The organism is Lelliottia jeotgali, from assembly GCF_977070485.1.
Genome location: NZ_CDRVFO010000013.1, coordinates 21366 through 43657, shown reverse-complemented (window position 1 = coordinate 43657; position 22292 = coordinate 21366). Strand labels below are relative to the sequence as shown.

General features: G+C 61.4%; 23 protein-coding genes and 1 tRNA gene. 12 read left to right on the top strand and 12 right to left on the bottom strand.

Annotation, left to right across the window (positions count from 1 at the left end; translation table 11 throughout):
• The first annotated feature begins 62 nt into the window (after window positions 1–62).
• Complete coding sequence (gene prmB / locus ACW4TB_RS19095; RefSeq protein WP_254467327.1) at window positions 63–971, top strand: 50S ribosomal protein L3 N(5)-glutamine methyltransferase; 909 nt, start codon at window positions 63–65, stop codon at window positions 969–971.
• 82 nt (window positions 972–1053) lie between these two features.
• Here prmB and ACW4TB_RS19090 read toward each other — a convergent pair whose 3' ends face one another.
• Both ACW4TB_RS19090 and ACW4TB_RS19085 read right to left on the bottom strand, forming a co-directional pair.
• Window positions 1054–1842: a hypothetical protein gene (locus tag ACW4TB_RS19090; protein WP_254467328.1), complete on the bottom strand. Its 789-nt coding sequence runs from the start codon at window positions 1840–1842 to the stop codon at window positions 1054–1056.
• Between the two features lie 81 nt (window positions 1843–1923).
• The gene (locus ACW4TB_RS19085) at window positions 1924–2886 is read right to left on the bottom strand and encodes an alpha/beta hydrolase (RefSeq protein ID WP_254467329.1); all 963 of its coding nucleotides are present in this window, start codon (window positions 2884–2886) and stop codon (window positions 1924–1926) included.
• Window positions 2887–3058: 172 nt separating this feature from the next.
• Here ACW4TB_RS19085 and aroC point away from each other — a divergent pair, with 172 nt between their 5' ends.
• The 3 genes from aroC to ACW4TB_RS19070 all read left to right on the top strand — a co-directional run bounded on the left by aroC (window position 3059) and on the right by ACW4TB_RS19070 (window position 6026).
• Entirely contained in the window at window positions 3059–4150 is a 1092-nt protein-coding gene (gene aroC / locus ACW4TB_RS19080) for a chorismate synthase (RefSeq protein ID WP_012313350.1), read from the top strand.
• 185 nt (window positions 4151–4335) lie between these two features.
• A complete protein-coding gene (locus ACW4TB_RS19075; RefSeq protein WP_438826658.1) occupies window positions 4336–5490 on the top strand; it encodes an MFS transporter in 1155 nt (384 codons plus the stop codon).
• Window positions 5490–6026, top strand: a complete 537-nt coding sequence (locus tag ACW4TB_RS19070) for an oxidase (RefSeq protein ID WP_012313352.1) — start codon at window positions 5490–5492, stop codon at window positions 6024–6026. The genes ACW4TB_RS19075 and ACW4TB_RS19070 overlap by 1 nt, the downstream gene beginning before the upstream one ends.
• A 117-nt stretch (window positions 6027–6143) precedes the next feature.
• Here the strand turns inward: ACW4TB_RS19070 and ACW4TB_RS19065 are convergent, their stop codons facing one another.
• Window positions 6144–6416, bottom strand: a complete 273-nt coding sequence (locus tag ACW4TB_RS19065; protein ID WP_012313353.1) for a DUF3509 domain-containing protein — start codon at window positions 6414–6416, stop codon at window positions 6144–6146.
• Between the two features lie 268 nt (window positions 6417–6684).
• On the opposite strand from ACW4TB_RS19065, the gene ACW4TB_RS19060 reads away from it, so the two are divergent.
• On the top strand, window positions 6685–7209 hold the full coding sequence (locus ACW4TB_RS19060) for an ankyrin repeat domain-containing protein (protein WP_254467330.1): 525 nt from the start codon (window positions 6685–6687) through the stop codon (window positions 7207–7209).
• A 59-nt stretch (window positions 7210–7268) separates the two neighbouring features.
• Window positions 7269–7799, top strand: coding sequence for a hypothetical protein (locus ACW4TB_RS19055; protein ID WP_254467331.1), 531 nt, complete (start codon window positions 7269–7271; stop codon window positions 7797–7799).
• A 338-nt stretch (window positions 7800–8137) separates the two neighbouring features.
• Here the strand turns inward: ACW4TB_RS19055 and ACW4TB_RS19050 are convergent, their stop codons facing one another.
• Entirely contained in the window at window positions 8138–9076 is a 939-nt protein-coding gene (locus tag ACW4TB_RS19050; RefSeq protein ID WP_012313357.1) for a ZIP family metal transporter, read from the bottom strand.
• 126 nt (window positions 9077–9202) lie between these two features.
• On the opposite strand from ACW4TB_RS19050, the gene ACW4TB_RS19045 reads away from it, so the two are divergent.
• From ACW4TB_RS19045 to ACW4TB_RS19030, 4 genes are all read left to right on the top strand, one after another.
• Window positions 9203–9397: a PLDc N-terminal domain-containing protein gene (locus tag ACW4TB_RS19045; protein WP_012313358.1), complete on the top strand. Its 195-nt coding sequence runs from the start codon at window positions 9203–9205 to the stop codon at window positions 9395–9397.
• 148 nt (window positions 9398–9545) lie between these two features.
• Entirely contained in the window at window positions 9546–11618 is a 2073-nt protein-coding gene (locus ACW4TB_RS19040; RefSeq protein WP_279933732.1) for an LTA synthase family protein, read from the top strand.
• Between the two features lie 215 nt (window positions 11619–11833).
• On the top strand, window positions 11834–12070 hold the full coding sequence (locus ACW4TB_RS19035; RefSeq protein WP_241802966.1) for a hypothetical protein: 237 nt from the start codon (window positions 11834–11836) through the stop codon (window positions 12068–12070).
• Between the two features lie 175 nt (window positions 12071–12245).
• The gene (locus ACW4TB_RS19030) at window positions 12246–12578 is read left to right on the top strand and encodes a ribonuclease E inhibitor RraB (protein ID WP_012313361.1); all 333 of its coding nucleotides are present in this window, start codon (window positions 12246–12248) and stop codon (window positions 12576–12578) included.
• A gap of 58 nt (window positions 12579–12636) precedes the next feature.
• Here ACW4TB_RS19030 and ACW4TB_RS19025 read toward each other — a convergent pair whose 3' ends face one another.
• Window positions 12637–13437, bottom strand: a complete 801-nt coding sequence (locus tag ACW4TB_RS19025; RefSeq protein WP_279933731.1) for a cytochrome c — start codon at window positions 13435–13437, stop codon at window positions 12637–12639.
• Window positions 13438–13963: 526 nt separating this feature from the next.
• Between ACW4TB_RS19025 and ACW4TB_RS19020 the strand changes: the two genes are divergently transcribed.
• Window positions 13964–14698 (top strand): amidotransferase, encoded by a 735-nt coding sequence (locus tag ACW4TB_RS19020; RefSeq protein ID WP_012313363.1) that lies wholly within the window; start codon window positions 13964–13966, stop codon window positions 14696–14698.
• Window positions 14699–14730: 32 nt separating this feature from the next.
• Here ACW4TB_RS19020 and ACW4TB_RS19015 read toward each other — a convergent pair whose 3' ends face one another.
• The 3 genes from ACW4TB_RS19015 to ACW4TB_RS19005 all read right to left on the bottom strand — a co-directional run bounded on the left by ACW4TB_RS19015 (window position 14731) and on the right by ACW4TB_RS19005 (window position 17292).
• Window positions 14731–15702 (bottom strand): magnesium and cobalt transport protein CorA, encoded by a 972-nt coding sequence (locus ACW4TB_RS19015; protein ID WP_012313364.1) that lies wholly within the window; start codon window positions 15700–15702, stop codon window positions 14731–14733.
• 63 nt (window positions 15703–15765) lie between these two features.
• Window positions 15766–16485: a lysophospholipid acyltransferase family protein gene (locus ACW4TB_RS19010; protein WP_279933730.1), complete on the bottom strand. Its 720-nt coding sequence runs from the start codon at window positions 16483–16485 to the stop codon at window positions 15766–15768.
• A gap of 117 nt (window positions 16486–16602) precedes the next feature.
• The gene (locus tag ACW4TB_RS19005; RefSeq protein WP_012313366.1) at window positions 16603–17292 is read right to left on the bottom strand and encodes a crotonase/enoyl-CoA hydratase family protein; all 690 of its coding nucleotides are present in this window, start codon (window positions 17290–17292) and stop codon (window positions 16603–16605) included.
• Window positions 17293–17581: 289 nt separating this feature from the next.
• Between ACW4TB_RS19005 and ACW4TB_RS19000 the strand changes: the two genes are divergently transcribed.
• Window positions 17582–17671 (top strand) — tRNA-Ser (locus ACW4TB_RS19000).
• A gap of 112 nt (window positions 17672–17783) precedes the next feature.
• Here ACW4TB_RS19000 and ACW4TB_RS18995 read toward each other — a convergent pair.
• The 4 genes from ACW4TB_RS18995 to ACW4TB_RS18980 all read right to left on the bottom strand — a co-directional run bounded on the left by ACW4TB_RS18995 (window position 17784) and on the right by ACW4TB_RS18980 (window position 22281).
• Window positions 17784–18680 carry an NAD(P)-dependent oxidoreductase gene (locus ACW4TB_RS18995; RefSeq protein ID WP_012313367.1) on the bottom strand — a complete coding sequence of 299 codons (897 nt, stop codon included), beginning with the start codon at window positions 18678–18680 and terminating at the stop codon, window positions 17784–17786.
• A 75-nt stretch (window positions 18681–18755) separates the two neighbouring features.
• Window positions 18756–19979: an OprD family porin gene (locus tag ACW4TB_RS18990; RefSeq protein WP_279933729.1), complete on the bottom strand. Its 1224-nt coding sequence runs from the start codon at window positions 19977–19979 to the stop codon at window positions 18756–18758.
• Window positions 19980–20048: 69 nt separating this feature from the next.
• Window positions 20049–21365 carry a dicarboxylate/amino acid:cation symporter gene (locus ACW4TB_RS18985; RefSeq protein WP_279933728.1) on the bottom strand — a complete coding sequence of 439 codons (1317 nt, stop codon included), beginning with the start codon at window positions 21363–21365 and terminating at the stop codon, window positions 20049–20051.
• A 52-nt stretch (window positions 21366–21417) separates the two neighbouring features.
• Window positions 21418–22281, bottom strand: coding sequence for an amidohydrolase family protein (locus ACW4TB_RS18980; RefSeq protein WP_012313370.1), 864 nt, complete (start codon window positions 22279–22281; stop codon window positions 21418–21420).
• Window positions 22282–22292: the final 11 nt, after the last annotated feature.

The window sequence follows — 22292 nt, the reverse complement described above, 5'->3', positions numbered from 1 at the left end:
GCAGGAACATTTGTGTGGTGCGGGCTGTTAGACTTTTGTCCAGATCTGAATAGGAGTACCCCGTGATCACATCTCGTCTGCGCACCTTGCGCGACCATATCCGCTGGGCGGTCAGCCGCTTCCACGAGCACGAGCTGTTCTTCGGCCACGGTGCCGACAACGCCTGGGATGAAGCCCGCCTGCTGGTGCTGGGCGCCGTGCACCTGCCGTGGGAAATCGCCGACAGCTACCTGGATTGCCAGCTCGAGGACGACGAGCGTGTACGCCTGCAGCACCTGCTCAAGCGCCGTATCGAAGACCGTGTACCCACTGCCTACCTGCTGGGTGAGGCGTGGTTCTGCGGCATGTCGTTCATCGTTGACGAGCGTGTGCTGGTACCGCGTTCGCCAATCGGTGAGCTGATCGAAAAACGCTTCGAGCCATGGCTGGCCAACGAGCCTGCGCGCATTCTCGACCTGTGCACGGGCTCCGGTTGCATCGGGATCGTGGCTGCCGAGGTGTTCCCCGAGGCTGAGGTGGTATTGGCCGACCTGTCCTTCGAAGCGCTTGAAGTGGCCAACCAGAACATCGAGCGCCATGGCCTGGACGAGCGTGTGTACACGGTGCAGGGCGACGGTTTCGCGGGCCTGCCGGGGCAGCGCTTCGACCTGATCCTGTCCAACCCGCCGTATGTCGATGCCGAGGACTTCGGCGACATGCCGGCCGAGTATCACCATGAGCCGGAGATGGGCCTGGCCTGCGGCAACGATGGCCTGGACCTGGTGCGGCGCATGCTGGCCGAGGCAGCCGAGCACCTGACCGAGAAGGGCCTGCTGATTGTCGAGGTGGGCAATAGCCAGGTGCATGTCGAGGCGCTGTACCCGGAGGTCGACTTCGCCTGGCTGGACTTCGAGCGCGGTGGGCATGGGGTGTTCATGCTGACGGCGGAGCAGTGCCGGCAGCATCAGGAGCTGTTCAAGGCCCGCGTTTGATAGGGGCTTAATGGGGCGGGGGCATGCCTTGGTTGCACGGTCTCAAAACCGCTGTAACACCCATGGCATGCGCCCACTTGCTCTAGCGGGTGGCAATCCAGATCAACAACCCAGCCTGGAACACCGCAAACGCCACCAGGCAGGTAATGGTAAAGCGCAGCCCGCTGTCCTCGCGCTGGTACTTGGCCACCCGCTCATCGCGCTCGCGCAGTTGCGCCTCCTTCTCCAGAAGGTTCTGCTCGGCCTGCTGCAGCATCCCGGCCGCCTCGAGCATGGCCACCCGCTGCACCTTCTCACTGTTCCAGCCGCCCTTGAGCTGGCCCACCGTGGCTTCGACAGTACGGCCTTTGAGGTGCTGCCCGTCGGCGTACTCCACCTCGATGCCGGTCGCGCTCAGGAAGCGGTCACGGCGCAGGCGCGTGTCTTCGTTCAGGGCATCCTTGTTCGGTAGCGCCATGCCTTCGATGTGGTAGTGCGACCACTTGCGCTGCAGCCATTGCACGGCCTGGGCCAGCATGAAACGCCCCAAGCCGCGGTTCAGTGGCTCCAGCTGCAGGCCGCTGTCGCTGCCGATGCTCACCCGCCGCTCAAGGTGGTCGACCCGCACATCCAGCTGGTTCTGCTCCTTGCGCACCTTCTGCCCGGGCAGGCGGATTTCCATGCGCAGCAGGCTGTGCGCCTTGTCGTGGCGCTCGGCATGGCCGAACTCGACGAAACGCAGCGGCCGTGCGCCGCTGTTGCGGTCGGTAGGCAGCGGCGCCAGGCGCAGCAACTGAAAGTGTTCTACTGCCAGGTCAGCCCAGGGCAGCACTGGGCTTTCCGGGGCTTGCGGCTCTTCGGCCGGTTCTACGGCGGCGGGGGCATCGGTCATCAGGGCGTTCTCACATGCAAGCCAATACCGAGCTTATCGGCCGTATCGCCCAGGACCTGAGGCCATTGTGCGGCGATCTCCTCAGGCTGAGGGCAATTGATGAATGAACGTCACCACTCGTTCACCCAACTCACGGGCCAGCGGCAGTTCAGGGTTCAGGTAGCTGTCGCGCTGCTCGCTCATGGCCTTGGGGCTGATGCGCAGCATGTGGTTCATGCCGTCGATCAGTACCAGTTGGGCATCGGGTTTGGCCGCCTTCAGACGCTCGGCGTCGGCCACATCGACCTGCACGTCGTTGCGGCCCTGGATGATCAGCGCAGGCATCGGCAGGCGGGCGAAGGCCTTGGCCGGGTCTTGCCGGAACAGTGAGATCAGGTAGGGCTGCACGCTGGGGCGGAATACCTGGCGCAGGGGGGCGGGGACATCCAGGCTGGTCTGCCCGGCCTGCAGGCGTTCGAGCAGGGCGCTGCTGCGGGCCAGTTGCGCGGGCGGCATGCGTTGCGCCAGTTGTTCGCGCAGCACATCGGCGATGGGCCGGCCGCTGCCGGCCAGGGTGATGACGGCGCTGGCGCCGGCCTGCTCGGCGGCCAGGCTGGCAATCAGTGCACCTTCGCTGTGGCCGACCAGTATCAGCGGGCCGAAGCGCGGGTCGGCCTTGAGCTTGCGGCTCCAGGCCACCACGTCGGCGACGTAGCGCTCGACACTGAGGTTGCGCTCATCGGGCGTGGCCGGCAGGCTGGCGGCCACACCGCGCTTGTCGTAGCGCACGCTGGCAATGTGCTCGTTGGCCAGCAACAGCGCCAGGCGTTTGAGGTTGTCGATACGCCCAGAGGCCGGGTTGTTGCCATCGCGGTCGGTAGGGCCGGAGCCGGCGATGATCAACACCACAGGGGGCGGGGTGGCCTGTTGCGGCAACAGCAGGCTGCCATGCAGCACACCTTGCCCGGTGTCCAGGTCGATAGGGCGTTGCAGGACGGTGGGCGAGGCTGCCTGGGCAAGGCCGGTGCACAGCAGGAGGAAGAAGGCGACGAAGCGCGGCATCATGCGGTACTACATGGGGAGATGAGCGTTTGACCCACCGTTCATGGGAAGGTTCGGCAGGTGGCCTGGCCATGATCGCCTATCGCCGGCAAGCCGGTGACAGGGCGCTCACAGACCACCATTCCATCTGTATACTGCTGCTTTCGTCAATCTCAGGCAGACTCGCGGAGCGTCCATGTCCGGCAATACCTACGGCAAGCTGTTCACTGTCACCACCGCTGGCGAAAGCCATGGCCCGGCGTTGGTCGCCATTGTCGATGGCTGCCCTCCGGGCCTGGAAATCTCCCTCGCCGACCTGCAACACGACCTCGACCGGCGCAAGCCCGGCACCAGCCGGCACACCACCCAGCGCCAGGAACCGGACGAAGTGGAGATCCTCTCCGGCGTGTTCGAAGGCCGTACCACCGGCTGCTCGATCGGCCTGCTGATCCGCAACACCGACCAGAAGTCCAAGGACTACTCGGCGATAAAAGACCTGTTCCGCCCGGCCCACGCCGACTACACCTACCACCACAAGTACGGCATCCGCGACTACCGCGGCGGTGGCCGCAGCTCGGCCCGCGAGACCGCCATGCGCGTGGCGGCCGGTGCCATCGCCAAGAAGTACCTGGCCACCCAGGGCATCCAGGTGCGCGGCTACATGAGCCAGCTAGGGCCGATCGAAATCCCCTTCAAGACCTGGGATTCGGTGCAGGACAACGCCTTCTTCAGCCCCGACCCGGACAAGGTGCCGGAGCTTGAGGCCTACATGGACCAGCTGCGCCGCGATCAGGACTCGGTCGGGGCAAAAATCACCGTGGTGGCCGAAGGCGTGATGCCAGGCCTGGGCGAGCCGATCTTCGACCGCCTGGACGCGGAGCTGGCCCATGCGCTGATGAGCATCAACGCGGTCAAGGGTGTTGAAATCGGTGCCGGCTTCGCCAGCATCGCCCAGCGCGGCACCGAGCACCGCGACGAGCTGACCCCCGAAGGCTTCCTCAGCAATAACGCGGGCGGGATTCTGGGCGGTATCAGCTCTGGCCAGCCGATCGTCGCCCACCTGGCGCTCAAACCGACCTCGAGCATCACCGTGCCGGGCCGCTCCATCGACGTGGACGGCAACCCGGTCGATGTCATCACCAAGGGCCGTCACGACCCGTGCGTTGGCATCCGCGCCACGCCGATCGCCGAAGCGATGATGGCTATCGTGCTGATGGATCACCTGTTGCGTCACCGGGCGCAGAATGCCGAGGTGAAGGTCGCAACTCCGGTTCTGGGCCAGCTCTGATTCGCAAGTACCGGCCCTATCGCCGGCAAGCCGGCTCCCACACGGGCAGCATGGGCGCCGGCTTGAACCGGCTCCACAGGTGCAGTGTAGGAGCCGGCTTGAACCGGCCCCACAGGTGCAGTGTGGGAGCCGGCTTGCCGGCGATAGGGCCGGTACAGGCAATACCCCATTCTGGCTGAGCCCTGATGAATCCGATCCCCTACTGGCGCCTGTCCAGCTTCTACCTTTTCTACTTCGCTCTGCTGGGTTCGACAGCCCCGTTCCTGGCCCTGTACTTCGACCACCTCGGCTTCCCCCCGGCGCGTATCGGCGAGCTGGTAGCCATCCCCATGCTGATGCGCTGCATCGCCCCCAACCTGTGGGGCTGGCTGGGTGATCGCAGCGGCCAGCGGCTGCTGATCGTGCGCCTCGGCGCGCTGTGTACCCTGGCCACCTTTTCGCTGATCTTCTTCGGCAAGAGCTACGCCTGGCTGGCGCTGGTGATGGCCCTGCACGCGTTCTTCTGGCACGCGGTGCTGCCGCAGTTCGAGGTCATCACCCTGGCCCACCTGCACGGGCAGACGGCGCGCTACAGCCAGGTGCGCCTGTGGGGCTCGATCGGTTTCATCCTCACCGTGGTCGGCCTTGGGCGGTTGTTCGAATGGCTGAGCCTGGATATCTACCCGGTCGCCCTGGTGACCATCATGGCGGGCATTGTCGCGGCCAGCCTGTGGGTGCCCAATGCCCAACCGGTGGAGCAGGGCGAGCGGCGCGACGCGGGCGGCTTTCTGCGCCAGTTGCGGGCGCCTGGGGTGGTTGGCTTCTACCTGTGCGTGGCCTTGATGCAGCTCAGCCACGGGCCTTACTACACCTTCCTCACGTTGCACCTGGAACACCTGGGCTACAGCCGCGGCGCCATCGGCCTGCTGTGGGCGTTGGGGGTGGTGGCCGAAGTGCTGATCTTCATGGTCATGAGCCGCATCTTCACGCGCTTCAGCGTGCAGCAGGTGCTGCTGGCCAGCTTCCTGTTGGCCGCCCTGCGCTGGCTGCTGCTGGGCAACCTGGCGGGCGAGCCGGGTGTGCTGATCTTCGCCCAGGTGCTGCACGCAGCCACGTTCGGCTGCTTCCACGCTGCCTCCATCGCCTTCGTCCAGGCCAGTTTCGGCGCACGTCAGCAAGGCCAGGGCCAGGCATTGTATGCCGCGCTGTCTGGCACCGGCGGTGCGCTGGGGGCGTTGTATTCGGGCTACAGCTGGAAGCTGCTGGGCCCCACCTTCACCTTTGGTATGGCCAGCGCCGCAGCGCTCGCGGCAGCCGTTATCATTGCCACTCGTTTGAAATCGATCAGGACCAGCCGCTGATGAGTATCCTCTGTGTATTCCACCCGTCCAGCCCGGCCTTGCCGAACAAGGTACTGACCCACCACGACGACATCACCGCAACGCTGGCAGAGCAGGGCGTGCGTTTTGACCACGCTGCGCTGGAGCTGCGCATACGGCCAGGCAGCAGCCAGGATGAAGTAATGAGCGCCTGCCGCGAACACCTTGACCGGTTGATGACTGCCCAGGGCTGCGCAGCGTTCAGTGTGCTCAACCGCGACGGTGCCGACCCGGCACAGGTCGACCTGCGCGATGAGCATGTGCATGAGGTTGATGAAGTATTTGCCGTAGTCACAGGTCGTGCCCAGATCGGGCTTCGCCTGGGTGACTATGTGTATGCGCTGGTGTGTGAGAAAGGCGACCAACTGGTGATTCCGGCAGGGAGCCGGCGCTGGGTGGAGCTGGGGGACAACCCGTTCTGCCTGGCGCTGCGGCTGTATGCCAGCGAGCAGGGCATGCAGGCGCGCTTTACCGGGGATGATACGGCGCGTGCGTACGCCGGGATCGACGAGTTCTAGTGTCCGCTCCGGCCCCTCGCGGGCAAGCCTGTGCCTGCAGGTACCCCGCCATCCCTATGGGCAATGCAGTACCTGTGGGCGCAGGTTTACCCGCGAAGCGGCCGGTGCAGACAAAACTCAACGGTAGGTCGGCAACGCGAAGCGCTGCTGGCTCTGCAGCATCGAAATCACCGGCAGTTCACTGGCTTGCTCGGCCAGGTCGCGGCGAATGGCGCTGATTGCCCAAGACAGCTGTTCGGCGCTGTGCAGTTGCCCGTAGGTCAGCACACGGCGGGTAACCCTGCCATCGGTGGCACGCAGCGTCAGCAGGATGCCGCCGTCGGGGCGAGGCTGGGTGGTGACCTGATAGGCCGAGAACACCGAGACGAACTTTTCCTGAATGAGGTCCATATCAACTCCTGACTGATGTGTGGGCAGACGTGAGTTGATAGTTGCAGTGAACGTGCCAGAACTCGGTTCTTATAAAAATCCTTTATTTTCAATGTCTTAGCATTGTTTCCTGGAGGGTGGTGCCGTGCAGGCTGCATGGTCGTGCATTTTGCACAGTGCAATTTGCACGAGCCGGCCAATGCCTATCGGCGCTATAGATTCTGAACCTTTGACCTGCTGGGCTTGCCTGACAAACACTTGGGCAATCTTTTCTGACAGGAGGTTCCAGATGTCTGAACAACAAGCACCCGCCGCCATGACCGATGACGAGACCGCGGCATTCGCCGAGCAGGTCTTCGAGCGTGCCCGTCAGGGGGATGCCGAGATGCTCGAGCGTCTTCTGGCCGGTGGCTTGCCAGCCAATCTGCGCAACCACAAAGGCGACACGCTGCTGATGCTGGCCAGCTACCATGGCCACCATGAAGCGGTTCGCGTATTGCTGAGCCATGGTGCCGACCCGCTTGTTGCCAACGACAACGGCCAACTTCCGATCGCTGGTGCGGCGTTCAAGGGTGACCTGGCGATGATCCGGCTGTTGCTGGAAAACGGCGTGCCGGTCGACGCCGCTGCGCAGGACGGGCGTACTGCACTGATGCTGGCGGCCATGTTCAACCGTGTAGAGATTCTTGACTACCTGCTGGCCCAAGGCGCCGACCCGGCACACCAGGATGCGCGCGGCGCCACCGCGCTGATGGCGGCGCACACCATGGGCGCAGCCGATACCGCAGCGCGCCTGCAGGCGCTGGCCGGCTAACTGCCTGGGGGCATTTGCGGCTATCCTTGGCGACTTTTCACCCGTCGCAGGCCCCCTTCATGAAAAACCAGTTGCTCGAATTCATCAGCCTCATCGGCGCCGGCTGCATGCGCGATGAAGACATCGAGCGCATCGCCGACGAGGCCGCGCAGGCCTACGCCGACCCCGCTGCCTTCCTCGCCGCCAACCCGGACATCAACTACGACGACAGCTTCCCCATCCCGCTGGGCGAGTGGGTGGTGCTTGGTAGCCTGCCCGACACCGTTGTGTTCCAGGCCGACAGCTATCAGGAGCTGTTCCAGCACATCAGCGATTCGTTCGACAAGAGCGTGCCGTTCACCCTCAAGCCCAAGCAACTGGCGCGTACCGAGCCGTTGACGGCGCTCAACCGCATCCAGGTTCAAATGGCTGCGCTGAACAAAGAGGCCGGTGGTTATGTGCTGCTCAACTTCAGCCAGTTGCTTGATGATGAGTTGCAAGTGGTGATGGTCGGCCAGAACGACCTGGCGCGGGTGCTGGAGCTGGGTGCTGAACTGGGTATCAAGGTAGAGCCGGCCTTGGAGGCGCTCAAGGTGGCTGTTCACAGCTGAATCGGATGTAGGAGCGGCCTCGTGTCGCGAAAGGGCCGCAAAGCGGCCCCAGGTCTCAGCAGCGCAACACAAATTGCTGGGTCTGCTGCGCAGCCCTTTCGCGACACGAGGCCGCTCCTACCTGCAGCAAGGTGCAGCTGGCCGCGCTGAACAAAGCCAGGTGATAATGGCACTGAAAGCGCTCAAGGCAGCTCACACGCCTGTAGGAGCGGCTTTGTGTCGCGAAGGGCCGCAAAGCGGCCCCAAGATTCAGCAGCGCAACACAAATTGCTGGGTCTGCTGCGCAGCCCTTTCGCGACACGAGGCCGCTCCTACAAGAGCGGCGTCGGTAAGTCGTTTCAACCCAGTGCCGTATCCAGAAACATCATCACCGCAAACCCGCCCATCAACCCCAGCGTCGCTGCGGTCTGATGCCCATTGCGGTGGGTTTCGGGTATCACCTCGTGGGACACCACGAACAGCATCGCCCCCGCCGCCAGCCCCATGCTGATGGGGTAGGCGAGGGCGAAACCTGTGGAAATCCCCAACCCGATCACCGCGCCCAAGGGCTCCATCAGGCCCGAGCCAATCGCCACCAGCGCGGCCTTGAAGTTGGACAACCCGGTTGCGCGCAAGGCCAGCGCTACGGCCAGGCCCTCGGGGATGTCCTGAATGGCGATGGCGCTGGTCAGCGGCAGGCCGACATTCATGTCGCCATTGGCAAAGCTCACGCCAATAGCCATGCCCTCGGGCAGGTTGTGCAGGGTGATCGCCAGCACGAACAGCCAAACCCGGCTGATGCGCTCGGCCTCAGGGCCGCAGGGGCCGGTGCTTTCGTGTTCGTGCGGGGTGAAGCGGTCGAGCCCGAGCATCAGCAGCACACCCAGGCCCATGCCCAGCACTACGGTAAAGGCGGCGGCCGGGCCGTTGCCGGTAATTTCGCGGGCAGCTTCAAGGCCGGGCAATATCAATGAAAACGAACTGGCGGCCAGCATCATGCCGGCCGCAAAGCCCAGCATCACGTCCTGGCTGCGGGCACTGACATCGCGCAGCACAACGGCCAGTACCGCGCCCAAGGCGGTGGCGCCGAAGCCGGACAGGCCACCGAGCAGAGCCAGGTGCAGGCTGTCGGCATGCTCGCCGTTGACGGCGTTCCAGAAACTCGCCGCCAGTAGCACGATGACCGCCAACAAGCTCACGCCCAGGCCCGCGCTGAGCCACGGGGTATTGGCTGCCTGCTGGCGCCAGGCGCTCAACAAGGAGGGCGAGGCGGGGGTTTGGGTATGGGCTGGGGGCATACGAACCTCGAATCTGTGAATGCTTGCAGTCTATCCAGTGACCGGCAGGGCAGGCCAAGGATTCCCTTCTATCGACGTGATAGCTGACTATGCTCAGCCACACTGACTTTCAACGGGGGTTTTGCCATGGGTTCGACGTTCAACGGGCTGGTTGGCCTGATCATTCTGGCGCTGGATATCTGGGCAATCCTCAATGTGATCAAGAGTGGCCGGGAGGTAGGGGTCAAGGTGCTGTGGATACTGCTGATCGCCTTGCTGCCGGTGGTCGGCCTGGTGATCTGGGCCATTGCCGGTCCCAGGGGCAATGTGCGCCTTGGATAGGGGCATTTTGCTCGCGCAGACAAAACCAGCAACAGCGCCGTGACAAAATTTTCACATTGGTTTAAACAGAATCCGCACCCGCACAATGCTGCGTTGGTCTAGCGCCGGCGCCATCCCGCAAACACGCAATCCTAGGATCTTCCCATTCATGGCTAACACAGATGCCTTGAAGCAACAGGGCGCGCGAGCCTTCTCGCCGACCTTGAAATCGCACTTGGCCTACACGCTGCTCAGTGCCCTGGTGATCATGCTGATGCTCAGCCTGGTGCGCCTGGCGCTGCTGGTCTACAACAGTGACATGATCGGCGACACCCCTTACTCCACCGTTGCCGAAGGCTTTTTCAACGGTTTGCGCTTCGACCTGCGCGTGGTGGTGTACCTGAGCATCCCGTTGCTGCTGGCAACGCTGAGCCCATGGGCCATGGCCCGGCGCGGGCTGTTCCGCCTCTGGCTGACCCTCACCTCGAGCGTGGTGATGTTCCTCGGCCTGATGGAGCTGGACTTCTACCGCGAGTTTCACCAGCGCCTCAACGGCCTGGTCTTCCAGTACATCAAGGAAGACCCGAAAACCGTGATGAGCATGCTCTGGTACGGCTTCCCGGTGGTCCGCTACCTGCTGGCCTGGCTGTTCGGCACCTGGCTGCTGAGCCTGCTGTTCAAGGGCATCGACCGCCTGACCCGTGGCGTCGGTGGCAGTGGCGTTGCCGTGCAGCGCAGTGTTGCGCCGTGGTACCACCGCCTGGCCGTGTTCATGGTGATCCTGCTGGTGGCTGTGGTTGCCGCCCGTGGCACCCTGCGCCAGGGCCCGCCCATGCGCTGGGGCGATGCCTTCACCACTGACTCCAACTTCGTCAACCAGTTGGGCCTCAACGGTACTCTGACCCTGATCGACGCTGCCAAGAGCCGTTTCGGCGAGGACCGCGCCAACATCTGGAAGCCGGTGCTGGAGCAGAACCTGGCCACGCAGACCGTGCGCGAACATCTCCTGACCCCTTACGACACGCTGGTCGATGCAGACGAGGCCGCCGTGCGCCGTGACTTCGTGCCGCCGGCCGAAGGTACCTTGCCGGTCAAGAACGTCGTGGTGATCCTCATGGAGAGCTTCGCCGGCCATTCGGTAGGCGCCCTGGGCAGCCCGAACAACATCACCCCGTACTTCGACAAGCTGGCCAAGGAAGGGCTGTTGTTCGACCGCTTCTTCTCCAACGGTACCCATACCCACCAGGGCATGTTCGCCACCATGGCCTGCTTCCCCAACCTGCCGGGCTTCGAATACCTGATGCAGACCCCGGAAGGCGGCCACAAGCTGTCGGGCTTGCCGGCGCTGCTGAGCGCCCGTGACTACGACGACGTGTATGTCTACAACGGTGACTTCGCCTGGGACAACCAGTCCGGTTTCTTCGGCAACCAGGGCATGACCACCTTCATCGGCCGCAACGACTTCGTCGACCCGGTGTTCTCCGACCCGACCTGGGGCGTTTCCGACCAGGACATGTTCGATCGTGGTAACGAAGAACTGGCCAAGCACGACGGCAAGAAGCCGATCTACGCGCTGCTGCAGACGCTGTCCAACCACACCCCGTATGCCTTGCCCAAGGATCTGCCGGTCGAGAAGGTCACAGGCCAGGGCCGCCTGGACGAGCACCTGACCGCCATGCGCTACTCCGACTGGGCGCTGGGCCAGTTCTTCGAGAAGGCGCGCAAGGAGCCGTACTTCAAGGACACCCTGTTCGTCATCGTTGGCGACCATGGTTTTGGCAACCACCAGCAGGTCACCGAACTGGACCTGGGCCGCTTCAACGTGCCGCTGCTGCTGATCGCGCCGGGTATCCAGGAGAAGTTCGGTGCGGTCAACCACACCGTGGGCACCCAGGTCGACATCGTGCCGACCATCATGGGCCGCCTGGGTGGCCAGGCACGGCACCAGTGCTGGGGCCGCGACCTGCTCAACCTGCCTGAGGGCGACCAGGGCATCGGTATGATCAAGCCGTCGGGCAGCGAGCAGATCGTTGGCCTGGTGCAGGGTGACCGCATCCTCATCGAGTCCAAGGACATGACCCCGCGCCTTTACCGCTACCAGCTGGGCAGCGAGTTCAAGGCCGAGCTGATCGAAAGCCCGGACCAGCCGGAAATGCTCAAGAAACTCGAAGCGTATATTCAGACCGCGACCAAGAGCCTGCTCGACAACACGGCCGGTGTGGTGCACGGTACACCGAAGTAACTTGCAAACAGGGCCGCCTGGCGGCCCATCGCCGGCAAGCCGGCTCCCACAGGGATCGCGCCAGCTTTTAGAGGTTGAGCAAGACAGTTGCTCCCACAAGGTAGGGCGCCGGCCTGCGGTCACCAGTGGCTGCAACTGACTGAACAAAACCCCCGGCTCACGGTCAAGCATTAACAGGCATCACCCCGGTGTTCTCTGCTTGAGAGGGCTATTCAATGAAAGAGTGGGAAGTCATCTTTGCCGACCAGAAAGGCGAGCCAACCACGCTGCTGATGCACGGCGAACAGTGCCCCAGCGAGGAAGAGGCAGCTCGTGCCATTCGTTCGCATCTTTTCCCGGTCATGGATGAACTGGACCTCAACGACTTCCAGGACCGGGCCCCATCCCCCACGGCACGTTGGCTCAAGGAGCAGAACGGCGTGGTCATCACCCGTATCCAGGAATCTTCCTGACCCGCGCGGTTGGCGTGGTGCCGCGCCAGGCACTACGCTAGTGGGAGGTGTTGGCCTGTTCTGCGGGGCTGCACCTGTCAATTCGCGTCTTGCATCAGCTCGAACTGCACGGCAATGCCGGCAGGTGCGTAGTGCACGGAAAGTCTATCCATTGCTTTATTCAGGAGGACGATTCATGAGCAGCCAGAACGACGATATCAGCAGCAATGTCCTGCGTCAGATGAAAGCTGGCGGTTTCGATTTCAGCCGTATCCATCCCATCGAGTTCTACGCGGTATTTCCAGATGAAGCCGGTGCGCGACGCGCGGCCGGGCAGTTTCGCGGTGAGTCGCTCAATGCTCAGGTGCGAGAACGGGGTGATGGTGTGTGGCACCTGGAACTGAGCAAGATCATGTATGCCACCTATGGTGGTATCGGGGACTTCGAAGAGGCGTTCGAGCAGGTCGTGTCACCCTATGGCGGCGAAGTAGAGGGGTGGGGCGTCAAGCAGGAACGGCCGATAGCCTGAAACCCACTGGGGCTGCCTAGCAGCCCGATCCAATCGCCGGCCAGCCGGCGATTGGCCTTCAAGGCCTGCGCTTGGCCATATGCCCCAGATAAGCCAGCAGGGCATCCAGTTCCTCTTCACTCAAAACACTTTCTGCAAACCCCGGCATCCGCGCCTGTGGCCACTGCCTCAAGCTTTGCGGGTCACGAATGTACTGGCGCAGGAACCCCGGCTGGAAATACTCGGTCGGGTTGTGCGGCACATTCAGGTCCGGGCCGAACTGGGCATCCCCCGCACCGTTGAGCCGATGACAGGCCAGGCAGTTCTGCTGGAACAGGGCAAAGCCCTGGCGCACCGGGTCTTCGGCCGGCAGCTTCGGGTCAGGGAGCAGCGCCGGGAAGCGTTGTTCCACCGCCGCCAGGCGGCGGATGGTGGCGATCTGAAACGGCCATTGCTCGGGGCGGATGCCGCTTGCCTGTGGGGCGGTCCACACCAGGTAGAACGGCCCGGCGCTTGGCTTGCCGTTGCCCAGTGCCGGCCACGGCGCGGCGGGGTCTTCGATGGCCAGCCAGGCGCGTGCCGGGCCCTCTTGCAGCAACGGCGCGGCCGGCATTTCGGCAGCGAAACCGTCCAGCGCCACGGCCTGCAGGTGATCATCTGCCTGGACGCCTTGCAACAGCGTGGCCAAAGGCACCGCGCGGTATCGCATGGGCCGTTTATAAGAGACGTCCTGCTCGATGTTTATTTCGCGTGCTTGCGGCATGCGCAGCAAATCTGCGCTGTCCAGAGTGCGCGACGAGCCGTCGAGTTCCAGGTGCAGTTGGGCCGCCGACAGGGGCAGGCTGAGAAGAAGGGCTAGCAGGGCAAAACCTAGGCGCATGGGCACGCTCCGACCGTCATGGCCGGCAGGTTACCTGTGCGTTGCCCCTTGAGGCCACTGCCATCGTCATCCGAACAAACGTGTCAGGTTCGGCAAGATCAACAGCAACGTCGTGGCGAATAAAATGAGCCCAGCTTGGCGAAGTTTCGATTGTCTGAACATGGCGGACCGCCTTCTTGTTGTTATTCCTGAATACCCGTTGGCTTCCTTGTCGCACTTCGGGTCGATCACCGCAGCGTGCCTGCACGCCCTACCACTTACCTCTTTGCATCGATATACAACCAACAGTAGGGTGAACGTCATCCATGTTTAAGAACCCTTTGTTCTATTAAAGCTGAAAATCGATTGTTTGATGATATGAGGCAAAAAGCCAGCCCTCTGGCACGCTCTGGCTAGACAGTGGCGCAACACCCTGCGCCTACCCGACAAAATGTGACCGTTCGTCAGTGCAGCCTACTTGCTTGTACGTGCCTTTCACGGCAGTCTCTACAGCTGATTCCCACCCATGTCGTTCAGGACTATCCCTATGTCGTTACGCATCTGCATCCTTGAGACCGATGTCCTGCGACCGGAGTTGACCGCGCAGTATCAGGGCTACGGCAGGATGTTCGAGCAGCTCTTCTCGCGGCAGCCGATCGCAGCCGAGTTTCGTGTGTACAACGTGATGAACGGCGATTACCCCGCCGACGATGAACGTTTCGATGCCTACCTTGTGACAGGCAGCAAGGCGGACTCGTTCGGTACCGATCCATGGATCCAGACCCTCAAGGCGTATTTGCTCAAGCTTTACCAGCGCGGCGAAAAGCTGCTGGGTGTGTGCTTCGGCCATCAGTTGCTGGCGTTGACCCTGGGTGGCAAGGCCGAGCGGGCCGACAAGGGGTGGGGCGTTGGCATCCATCGCTACTCGCTGGCGGCGCATGCGCCATGGATGGACCCTGAGGTTTCCGAGCTGACCCTGCTGATCAGCCACCAGGACCAGGTGACCGAGCTGCCTGAAGGCGCCACGGTGATCGCGTCGAGCGATTTCTGCCCGAATGCGGCGTATCACATTCGCGACCAGGTGCTGTGCTTCCAGGGGCATCCGGAGTTTGTCCACGACTATTCGCGGGCCTTGTTGGATGCGCGTCAGGAATACCTGGGGGATGAGGTTTACCACAAGGCAGTGGCTAGCCTGGCCACTGAACACCAGGGCGACCTGGTCGGCGAGTGGATGATGCGCTTCATCCAGCAGCCAGCCAAGGCCAGCGACAGCGCTGCCTGAACCACAGGGGCTGCAAAAGCAGCCCCGACACGCTAAAGCCAGCCGGAGCGCTTGAAACTGGCGAACAGGCCGGTGCATCCCAGCCCGATCACCGCCAGTACCCCGAAATACCCGTAATGCCAGCCAAGCTCCGGCATGTTCTGGAAGTTCATCCCGTAGATCCCGGCAATCGCCGTGGGGAAAGCCAGAATCGCCGCCCACGCTGCGAACTTGCGCTGCACGATGCTTTGCCGCCGTGACTCCAGCAGCATGCCGATCTCGATGGTCTGGCTGGCGATGTCGCGGATCCCGACCAAATCTTCCATTTGCCGCGTCACGTGGATCTGCACGTCGCGAAAGTAGGGGCGCATGTTCTTGTCGATGAAGGGGAAACTCAGGCGCTGCAGCTCCTCGCTTATCTCCACCATCGGTGCCACATAGCGGCGCAGGCGCAAGATGTCACGGCGCAGGCTGTGCAGGCGGCGAATGTCGTCTTCGAGCAACGAGCCGGTGAGCACGCTCTGCTCCAGCTCTTCGATCTCGCCATGGATGGCTTCGCTGACCGGTTGGTAGTTTTCGGTAACGAAGTCCAGCAGTGCGTAAAGCACGAAATCTTCGCCGTGCTCCAACAGCAAGGGGCGCGCCTCGCAGCGTTGGCGCACCAGGGCATAGGATTTGGAGTGGCCATTGCGGCAGGTAATGATGTAGCCGTTGCCGGCGAAGATGTGGGTTTCGATGAACTCCAGCTTGCCCTCATGGCGCACGGGTGAATAGGTGACGATGAACAGCGCGTCGCCGAAGGTTTCGAGCTTGGGCCGGCTGTGTTTCTCCAGTGCGTCTTCAATGGCCAGTTCGTGCAGGTTGAACTGGCACTGCAGGTTGGCCAGTTCTTCGGCATTGGGCTCTTCCAGGCCGATCCAGACGAAATGCCCGGGCTTGCGCGCCCACTCGCTGCCCTCGTCGATGCTGATGTTGGTGACTTTTCTGCCGGCGCTGTACACCGCCGATGCCACGACTCGACCCATGGTTATCCACTTTTCCGGTTGCACACGGGTTACAGCTTGGGCTGTATGGGCCTTGAGGGCAACCTAGCGTTTGGCCAGCTCGCCTTCCATGTGGTCGATGCACTGCTGCATCTGCCCACGGCACTGCTCGATCAACGTTGGAATGTCTTGCTGGGTCAACCCTTCGGTGTTGATCGGCGGCAGTGAGCGCACGATCACTGTGCGGCGCCGCCAGCTGTTCAGGCCCAGGCGCCGCGCATAGCGGCTGACGCACACCGGCACGATTGGCACGCCCGCTTCGAGGGCCATGTGGAAGGCGCCTTTCTTGAACGCCAGCAATTGGTCTTCGGGGTTGCGCGTGCCTTCCGGGAAAATCCAGATCGAGGTGTCGTCACGCAGGATGCGCGTGGTCACCTGCATGGCCTTGCGCGCCTGGTAAGCGTTCTTGCGGTCCACCAGTACATTGCCGCCCAGCCAGAACAACTGCCCGAACAGCGGGATCCAGCCGAGGCTTTTCTTGCCGATGGCGACAGTGCGGCGGGGCACCACATGGCCGAGGATGAACAGGTCGAAGTTGGACTGGTGGTTGGCAATGATCACGCAGCCGGGTGGCTGGTCCCACAGCGGGCCGACTTCGGCCTCGACCTTGATGCGCAGCAGCCAAGTGGCCGGCAGGCTGTAAAGGCGGGCGAAGATGCGGCTGTTGTCGCGATTGAAGGGGCGCAGCAGGCCGATCAGCAGGCCAATGGCCCCGACCAGCAGGAAGTGCAGCGCCAGCAGGAGCATGCGAAGGCAGTAAAGCATGGTACGACTCACACCAGACAGTCGCGGTGCAGTGTACGGCTGTGCACTGGATTGGGCAAACCTTGGGTTCGCCGTAATGGCCCTCAGGGCGGCGTACCGGCCAGAGGGCCTCCAGGGTCAACCGAGCGGGTTCTGGTCCAGCTCGATCGCCTCATCCAGGGCATCCAGCAGGCCCTTGCGCACCTTCAGCTTGGTGTTCTTGTGCGCCAGCATGTTCAGCTTCTTCAATTCACGCGCAGCGGCCAGTGCGGTGTCGAGCAACTGCTCGGCCGGCACCACCTTGTCGAGGAAGCCCGCTTGCATCGCGCCATGTGGGTCGAAGATTTCGGCATTGTTCACCGAACGCTGGAATGCTGCGCGGTTCAGGCGATCGCGGGCCAGTTCGATGCCGGCGTGGTGCATGGTCATGCCGATCTGCACTTCGTTCAGGCAGATCTTGTAAGGCCCCTCGACACCGATGCGGTAGTCGGCGGACAACAACAGGAAGGCGCCCTTGGCCACGGCGTTGCCGGGGCAGGCGACAATCACCGGGAACGGGTGAGAGAGCAGGCGCCGGGCCAGGGTGGAGCCGGCGGTGACCAGGCTGATGGCTTCCTTGGGGCCTGCGGTCATCACTTTAAGGTCATAGCCGCCGGACAGGATGCCTGGCTGCCCGGTGATGATGACCACGGCGCGATCTTCCTTGGCGCGGTCCAGGGCGGCGTTGAAGGCAGTGATGACATCCGGTGAGATGGCGTTGACCTTGCCGTTGTTCAGGGTCAGGGTGGCGATGCCGTCTTCGGCGTGGTAGGTAATCAGCTCGCTCATGACAGAGTCCTTTAGGTGGCGTGGCGACGACGTTACCCAGCGCCGCGGGCCAGGTAAAGCAGCAAGGCTGACCAGCCAGTCAGCGACTGGCCGCATGCCTTGCGCAATCAGGGCAGGGCGGCCGGGTGCGGTAAAAGCGCTGGCGAGATTGGCGGCTTTGCCTTGGCAGCCTCGGCTTTTCGGTGGTTTGGCTTAAATGCATGAAAAAACTGAAAAAAATGCTTGCCAAAGAAAAGGTCTTCTACTAAATTAGCGCGCCTCGACAGGCTGAATGGCTTGAAGAGAAAACGGTGAAGTGTCCGAGTGGTCGAAGGAGCACGCCTGGAAAGTGTGTATACGAGAAATCGTATCAAGGGTTCAAATCCCTTCTTCACCGCCACATTCTACGAAGAGCCCCCAAGCTGAAAGGTTTGGGGGCTTTTTGTTTTTACGGTTGCGCTCGGTGGGCGTTTTGCAGCCTGGCCATTCTGGCCAGCATGCGATTATGGAGCTTAGGTGGGCGTGGCCTGTAATTTATCGACTACCTGAACCCAGTCAAAAGGCAGAAGGTCGGCATATACAAGCCCTGCGTTACGGATCGCTTGTGCAAATGCGCGCTGGGTTGCGGCAGTCGCCAAGCTCATATTCGCATCCACGCCAACGTCAGATACGGTTCGCGCTACTTCCTCCATCTCCTCTGCGCGTCTGAAGCCATGTTCGGCGACTCGGCTGATGAGATAGTGCGCAAGTGTTCCGTCCCAGCCTGAGCCAGGAAAGCTTTCATGCAGTGAAGCGAGTACGAAATCCTCTGCGCCATATTGCCGCGCAGTGGCCATGCACTCGGTTGTCAACGCTTCAAGCCCTTTGATCATTATGCTGCGGCACATCTTGATGGAAGACGCCACACCAATGGTGTTTGCTACGGTTTGAACATTCAAGCCGAGCCCCTTTAGCGCAGTTTCGAGTTCAAGTGCCCGAGGGCCGCCCAGTAGCATGGGGGTTTTCAAGCGCTGTGGCGGCAGCGGTGCCATGACTGCCGCATCGACATAGTCCACACCATGGTGCGTTGCGGCTTGGTGCGCTGCTTTTTTTGTTGCTGGCGCCACAGAATTCAGATCCATGAAAACTTGCCCGGATCTGAGCTGTGGCATGAGGTGCAGGGCGACCTCAAGGGCGGCACCGGCGGTCACTGCAGACATGACCAGGTCGGCGCCGTCACTGGCATCGATAGCCGAAGCACAAAGCCTGACTCCACATGCCTGTGCCTTTGTCAACAGTGCGCCGCGACAAGCTTCATCTTGCTGAAGCTTGTCGTATACCTGCACATGGACACCCTGGCGGGCAATATCTTGGGCGAGTATCGCACCGGCCTCGCCAAAACCAATCAACCCCAGCGTTTTGATGTACATCACGGGCTCCTCGTAATCGGTTGCCTGAAAAACGACACGTTCTGTTCGCAAAGTTTCAGGAGAGAAAGGGGCTGTTTACTTGAATGCAAGCGAGTAGTTGAGGATCAAGCGGTTCTCGTCGATGCCACGGTTGATATCGCTTCGGTAAAGGGCGTTACGCCAGCGAATCGAAAAGCCTTTGAAGTGTGGAATCTCGTAGGTCACATCCACGTCGCGCTCCCACTCGCCGCCGCCTCGCTTGTCCAGATGTGTCCCCTGGGTATAGCTGGTATAAAAGCTCAACCCGTGCACACCCAGGTGACTGAAGTCATAGCCGTAGCGAAACTGCCAACTGCGCTCACCTGCTTCTGCGAAGTCGTGGTATTGAACGTAGTTGGGCAAATACGGGTTATTGATGTAGGGGAAGCCGGTGTCACCTTCCATATGCTGATAGGTGGCAAGCATGCTGTGGCCATTGTCGAGTGTGTAACTGACCAGGGCGGAGTAAGCCTCGTTGTCAACACGACCGGCCTTGGCATTGCCTGCTTCATGGCTGAAGAAAGCCCGCAGGTCCAACTCGAGCCACCCACGGCCAAGCTTTCGGCGCTGGGTCGCGCCGAGAAAGTGCTGCGCGTAAACGTCCTCAAGGCCACCGTGGTAGTAGCTGAGCGTCAGTGTTGGGTCGGGCTTGTAGCTCGCGCCAGCGTACCGGAAGTGATTACCAACGCCGGCGGTTGAGTAACGGCCGTTTTTTGCCGCCAGCATGATGTGTTGTTGGTCGGTGGAGTCGGGGCTGGTTGTGCGGTTGAATTGCGCCATGTTGACGGTCAGCCCGTCAATTTCGCTGGAACTGATCTGCGTCCCTTGGAAGGACTGCGGGAAAAGCCGGCTACCATTGAATTGCAAAACCGGTACCTTGGGGAGCGCGATGCCGTAGCGCAGTTCAGTCCTCGACACTTTGACTTTCGCTGCTAAACCGCCCTTGGAGTACTCTTCAACCGCCTCTCCCGATGCAGTAGTTGGCAGAAGCCCGCTTCCCGTCCGATCTGCACTGGAGTCGAGACGGACGCCGAGATAGCCCAGTGCATCCAGGCCAACGCCGATATCTCCTTGGGTAAATCCAGATTCATAGTTGAGCAGAAATCCCTGTGCCCATTCTTCCCGCTTTGATACACCCGTACCGTCGCGAAAGTCTGCGTTGTAATAGAAGTTGCGGATATCCAGGCGTACCTTGCTGTCTTCGATAAAGCTGGCGGCCAGCAGGGGTGTGACACACGTCATCCCCGCCAGCGTTACGGCGTAGCGCAGTTTGGAATTCATTATTGTTTTCTCCAGGGCGCAGCAATCCTCGGCCCTGTCGGCAGGGCCGTGGAGGTCAAGCAGTGGGGATCAGTGTTTGGTGGAGTGCAGTTGCTGGTTCAGCTTGCCGCGATCCAGTTCTTTTTCCCAGGCGGATACAACCAGTGCTGCGACACCATTCCCGACGAGGTTGGTCATCGCCAAGCCAGTGCCCATAAAGCGGTGGATGCCCAAGATCAGCACCATTCCCGCAACGGGCACAACGGGCACGACGAGCAAGGTACTGGTCAACATCACGAACGCAGCCCCCGAAACCCCGCTGGCACCTTTTGAACTCAGCATGGCAACAATGATCAAGGTCAGTTGCTGCCCCCACGTAAGTTCAATGTCGAGTGCTTGAGCAATGAACAGAACAGCCATGGTCAAATAGATGTTGGTGCCGTCCAGGTTGAAGGAATAGCCGGTGGGTATTACCAGGCCGACGACCGATTTCGAACAACCGAGTCGTTCCATCTTCTCCATGATTTGGGGGAGCACAACTTCAGATGAACTGGTGCCCAGTACAATCAGTAGTTCATCCTTGATATACGAGACGAACCGCAGGATGCTGAACCCGCAAAGCCTTGCAACGAAGCCCAACACCAGCACGATGAAGAATATGCAAAGCACATAGAAGCTTGCGATCAATTTGAGCAGCGGCAGCAGCGATGCGGCGCCATACGTGCCAACGGTAAACGCGATTGCACCAAATGCGCCGACTGCTGAAAACTTGGCGATGATATGGACAATACCGAAGAACACGCCCGAAACGCCTTCGATCATGGTGTACACCGGCTTACCTTTATCCCCCATTGCGGACAAGGCACAGCCAAAAAGTACTGAAATCAGCAGAATGCACAGGATGTTGCCATCTGCCAGCGCTGAGACGAACGTATTCGGGATGATACTCATCAGGAATTCGACGATACCCAGGTGCTGCGCTTTCTCAGCAAAACCTGTCACTGCAGAGGCATCCAGTGAATCAGGGTTTACGTGAAACCCGGCGCCTGGGTTGAACAGATGGCCGCCGAATAACCCTATGACTAGCGAGACGGTGGAAATTATCTCGAAGTAAAGCAGTGCCTTGCCTCCCACACGACCGACCTTTTTCAGGTCTTGCATGCCCGCGATGCCGGTCACTACGGTACAGAACACCACAGGGCCGATGATCATCTTGATAAGCTTGATGAACGCATCACCCAATGGTTTTAGTGAGGCGGCGAAATCTGGCCAGAAATGTCCGACGAGCCCACCCAGGACAATCCCCAGCAAAACCTGGAAATACATCGCTTTATAGAAGGGCTGTCGTGTGCGGGCCGCGGGCTTCAGTTGCGCGGCAGGGTGCGTCGCTTCGGTCGAAGTGTTCATATCGATTCCACTACCTGATTGTTTTTGGAGTTGGTGTGGTCGAGCGCTGAAATCAGCGTCCGTAAAGCTTCAGGGGGTTGTCGATCAGTAGCTTCTGACGTGTCGCTGGATCCGGGCAGAAGCGGTACATCAGATCGACAAGCCCCCCGTCATTGGGCATGTCCTTGCTGATGTTTGGATGAGGCCAGTCAGTACCCCAGAGCACACGCTCCGGCGCCGTCTCGATAAGCGACATGGCGAAGGGGATAGCATCATCAAAGGGTTTGCGCCCCGCTGAGACCCTTTCGGCGCCACAGACCTTCACCCATGCCAGCGGATTGTCCATCAGCTCAAGCAACGTCCGAAACGGCGCTTGATCGAGGCCGTCCTGAGCCTTGATCCGGCCCATGTGGTCTATTACGAACGGCACTTGGATACGTGCCAAGCGATCGGCATAGGTGACGATGTCCTGAGCATCCAGGTGAAGTACCACATGCCAGCCCAAGGGTTGGATACGTTCCAGTGCCTGGTCGAAAATGGCAAGGTCGGGCGCACCGCCCAGGTGAGCGACGAAATTGAACCGTACTCCCCGAACCCCGCAGGCGTCCATCCGCGCCAACGCCTCGTCAGTCTCGCTGCCGTCGATGATTGCTACGCCTCGATAGCGCCCGGCACTGCGGCCAATTGCATCTAGCATCGCGCGGTTGTCTGAGCCGTGGCAGCTGGCCTGAACAATAACGCCGCGTTCGAAGCCAAGGTGGTCATGAAGTTCGACAAGCTGCGCGAATGCAGCGTCTGGTGGGGTGTAGCTGCGGTCTTCGGCGTAGGGGAATTGCGCCGCTGGCCCAAATACATGGCAGTGAGCATCCCAAGAACCAACAGGCAGGGCCTCAACAGGCTTGGTGGGGAATGGGTCGGGTGGTAGGCAGCTTTTCATGGCACGTCTCT

Bases quoted from the DNA above. Each gene is read 5' to 3' on its own strand.
- ACW4TB_RS19040 (WP_279933732.1), top strand. From the start codon at position 9,546: ATGGCTAACACAGATGCCTTGAAGCAACAGGGCGCGCGAGCCTTCTCG.
- ACW4TB_RS19035 (WP_241802966.1), top strand. From the start codon at position 11,834: ATGAAAGAGTGGGAAGTCATCTTTGCCGACCAGAAAGGCGAGCCAACC.
- ACW4TB_RS19090 (WP_254467328.1), bottom strand. From the start codon at position 1,842: ATGACCGATGCCCCCGCCGCCGTAGAACCGGCCGAAGAGCCGCAAGCC.
- ACW4TB_RS19045 (WP_012313358.1), top strand. From the start codon at position 9,203: ATGGGTTCGACGTTCAACGGGCTGGTTGGCCTGATCATTCTGGCGCTG.
- aroC (WP_012313350.1), top strand. From the start codon at position 3,059: ATGTCCGGCAATACCTACGGCAAGCTGTTCACTGTCACCACCGCTGGC.
- ACW4TB_RS19085 (WP_254467329.1), bottom strand. From the start codon at position 2,886: ATGATGCCGCGCTTCGTCGCCTTCTTCCTCCTGCTGTGCACCGGCCTT.
- ACW4TB_RS19060 (WP_254467330.1), top strand. From the start codon at position 6,685: ATGTCTGAACAACAAGCACCCGCCGCCATGACCGATGACGAGACCGCG.
- ACW4TB_RS19070 (WP_012313352.1), top strand. From the start codon at position 5,490: ATGAGTATCCTCTGTGTATTCCACCCGTCCAGCCCGGCCTTGCCGAAC.
- ACW4TB_RS19010 (WP_279933730.1), bottom strand. From the start codon at position 16,485: ATGCTTTACTGCCTTCGCATGCTCCTGCTGGCGCTGCACTTCCTGCTG.
- ACW4TB_RS19065 (WP_012313353.1), bottom strand. From the start codon at position 6,416: ATGGACCTCATTCAGGAAAAGTTCGTCTCGGTGTTCTCGGCCTATCAG.
- ACW4TB_RS19025 (WP_279933731.1), bottom strand. From the start codon at position 13,437: ATGCGCCTAGGTTTTGCCCTGCTAGCCCTTCTTCTCAGCCTGCCCCTG.
- ACW4TB_RS18985 (WP_279933728.1), bottom strand. From the start codon at position 21,365: ATGAACACTTCGACCGAAGCGACGCACCCTGCCGCGCAACTGAAGCCC.
- ACW4TB_RS19055 (WP_254467331.1), top strand. From the start codon at position 7,269: ATGAAAAACCAGTTGCTCGAATTCATCAGCCTCATCGGCGCCGGCTGC.
- ACW4TB_RS18980 (WP_012313370.1), bottom strand. From the start codon at position 22,281: ATGAAAAGCTGCCTACCACCCGACCCATTCCCCACCAAGCCTGTTGAG.
- ACW4TB_RS18990 (WP_279933729.1), bottom strand. From the start codon at position 19,979: ATGAATTCCAAACTGCGCTACGCCGTAACGCTGGCGGGGATGACGTGT.
- ACW4TB_RS19030 (WP_012313361.1), top strand. From the start codon at position 12,246: ATGAGCAGCCAGAACGACGATATCAGCAGCAATGTCCTGCGTCAGATG.
- ACW4TB_RS19015 (WP_012313364.1), bottom strand. From the start codon at position 15,702: ATGGGTCGAGTCGTGGCATCGGCGGTGTACAGCGCCGGCAGAAAAGTC.
- ACW4TB_RS18995 (WP_012313367.1), bottom strand. From the start codon at position 18,680: ATGTACATCAAAACGCTGGGGTTGATTGGTTTTGGCGAGGCCGGTGCG.
- ACW4TB_RS19005 (WP_012313366.1), bottom strand. From the start codon at position 17,292: ATGAGCGAGCTGATTACCTACCACGCCGAAGACGGCATCGCCACCCTG.
- ACW4TB_RS19020 (WP_012313363.1), top strand. From the start codon at position 13,964: ATGTCGTTACGCATCTGCATCCTTGAGACCGATGTCCTGCGACCGGAG.
- ACW4TB_RS19075 (WP_438826658.1), top strand. From the start codon at position 4,336: ATGAATCCGATCCCCTACTGGCGCCTGTCCAGCTTCTACCTTTTCTAC.
- ACW4TB_RS19050 (WP_012313357.1), bottom strand. From the start codon at position 9,076: ATGCCCCCAGCCCATACCCAAACCCCCGCCTCGCCCTCCTTGTTGAGC.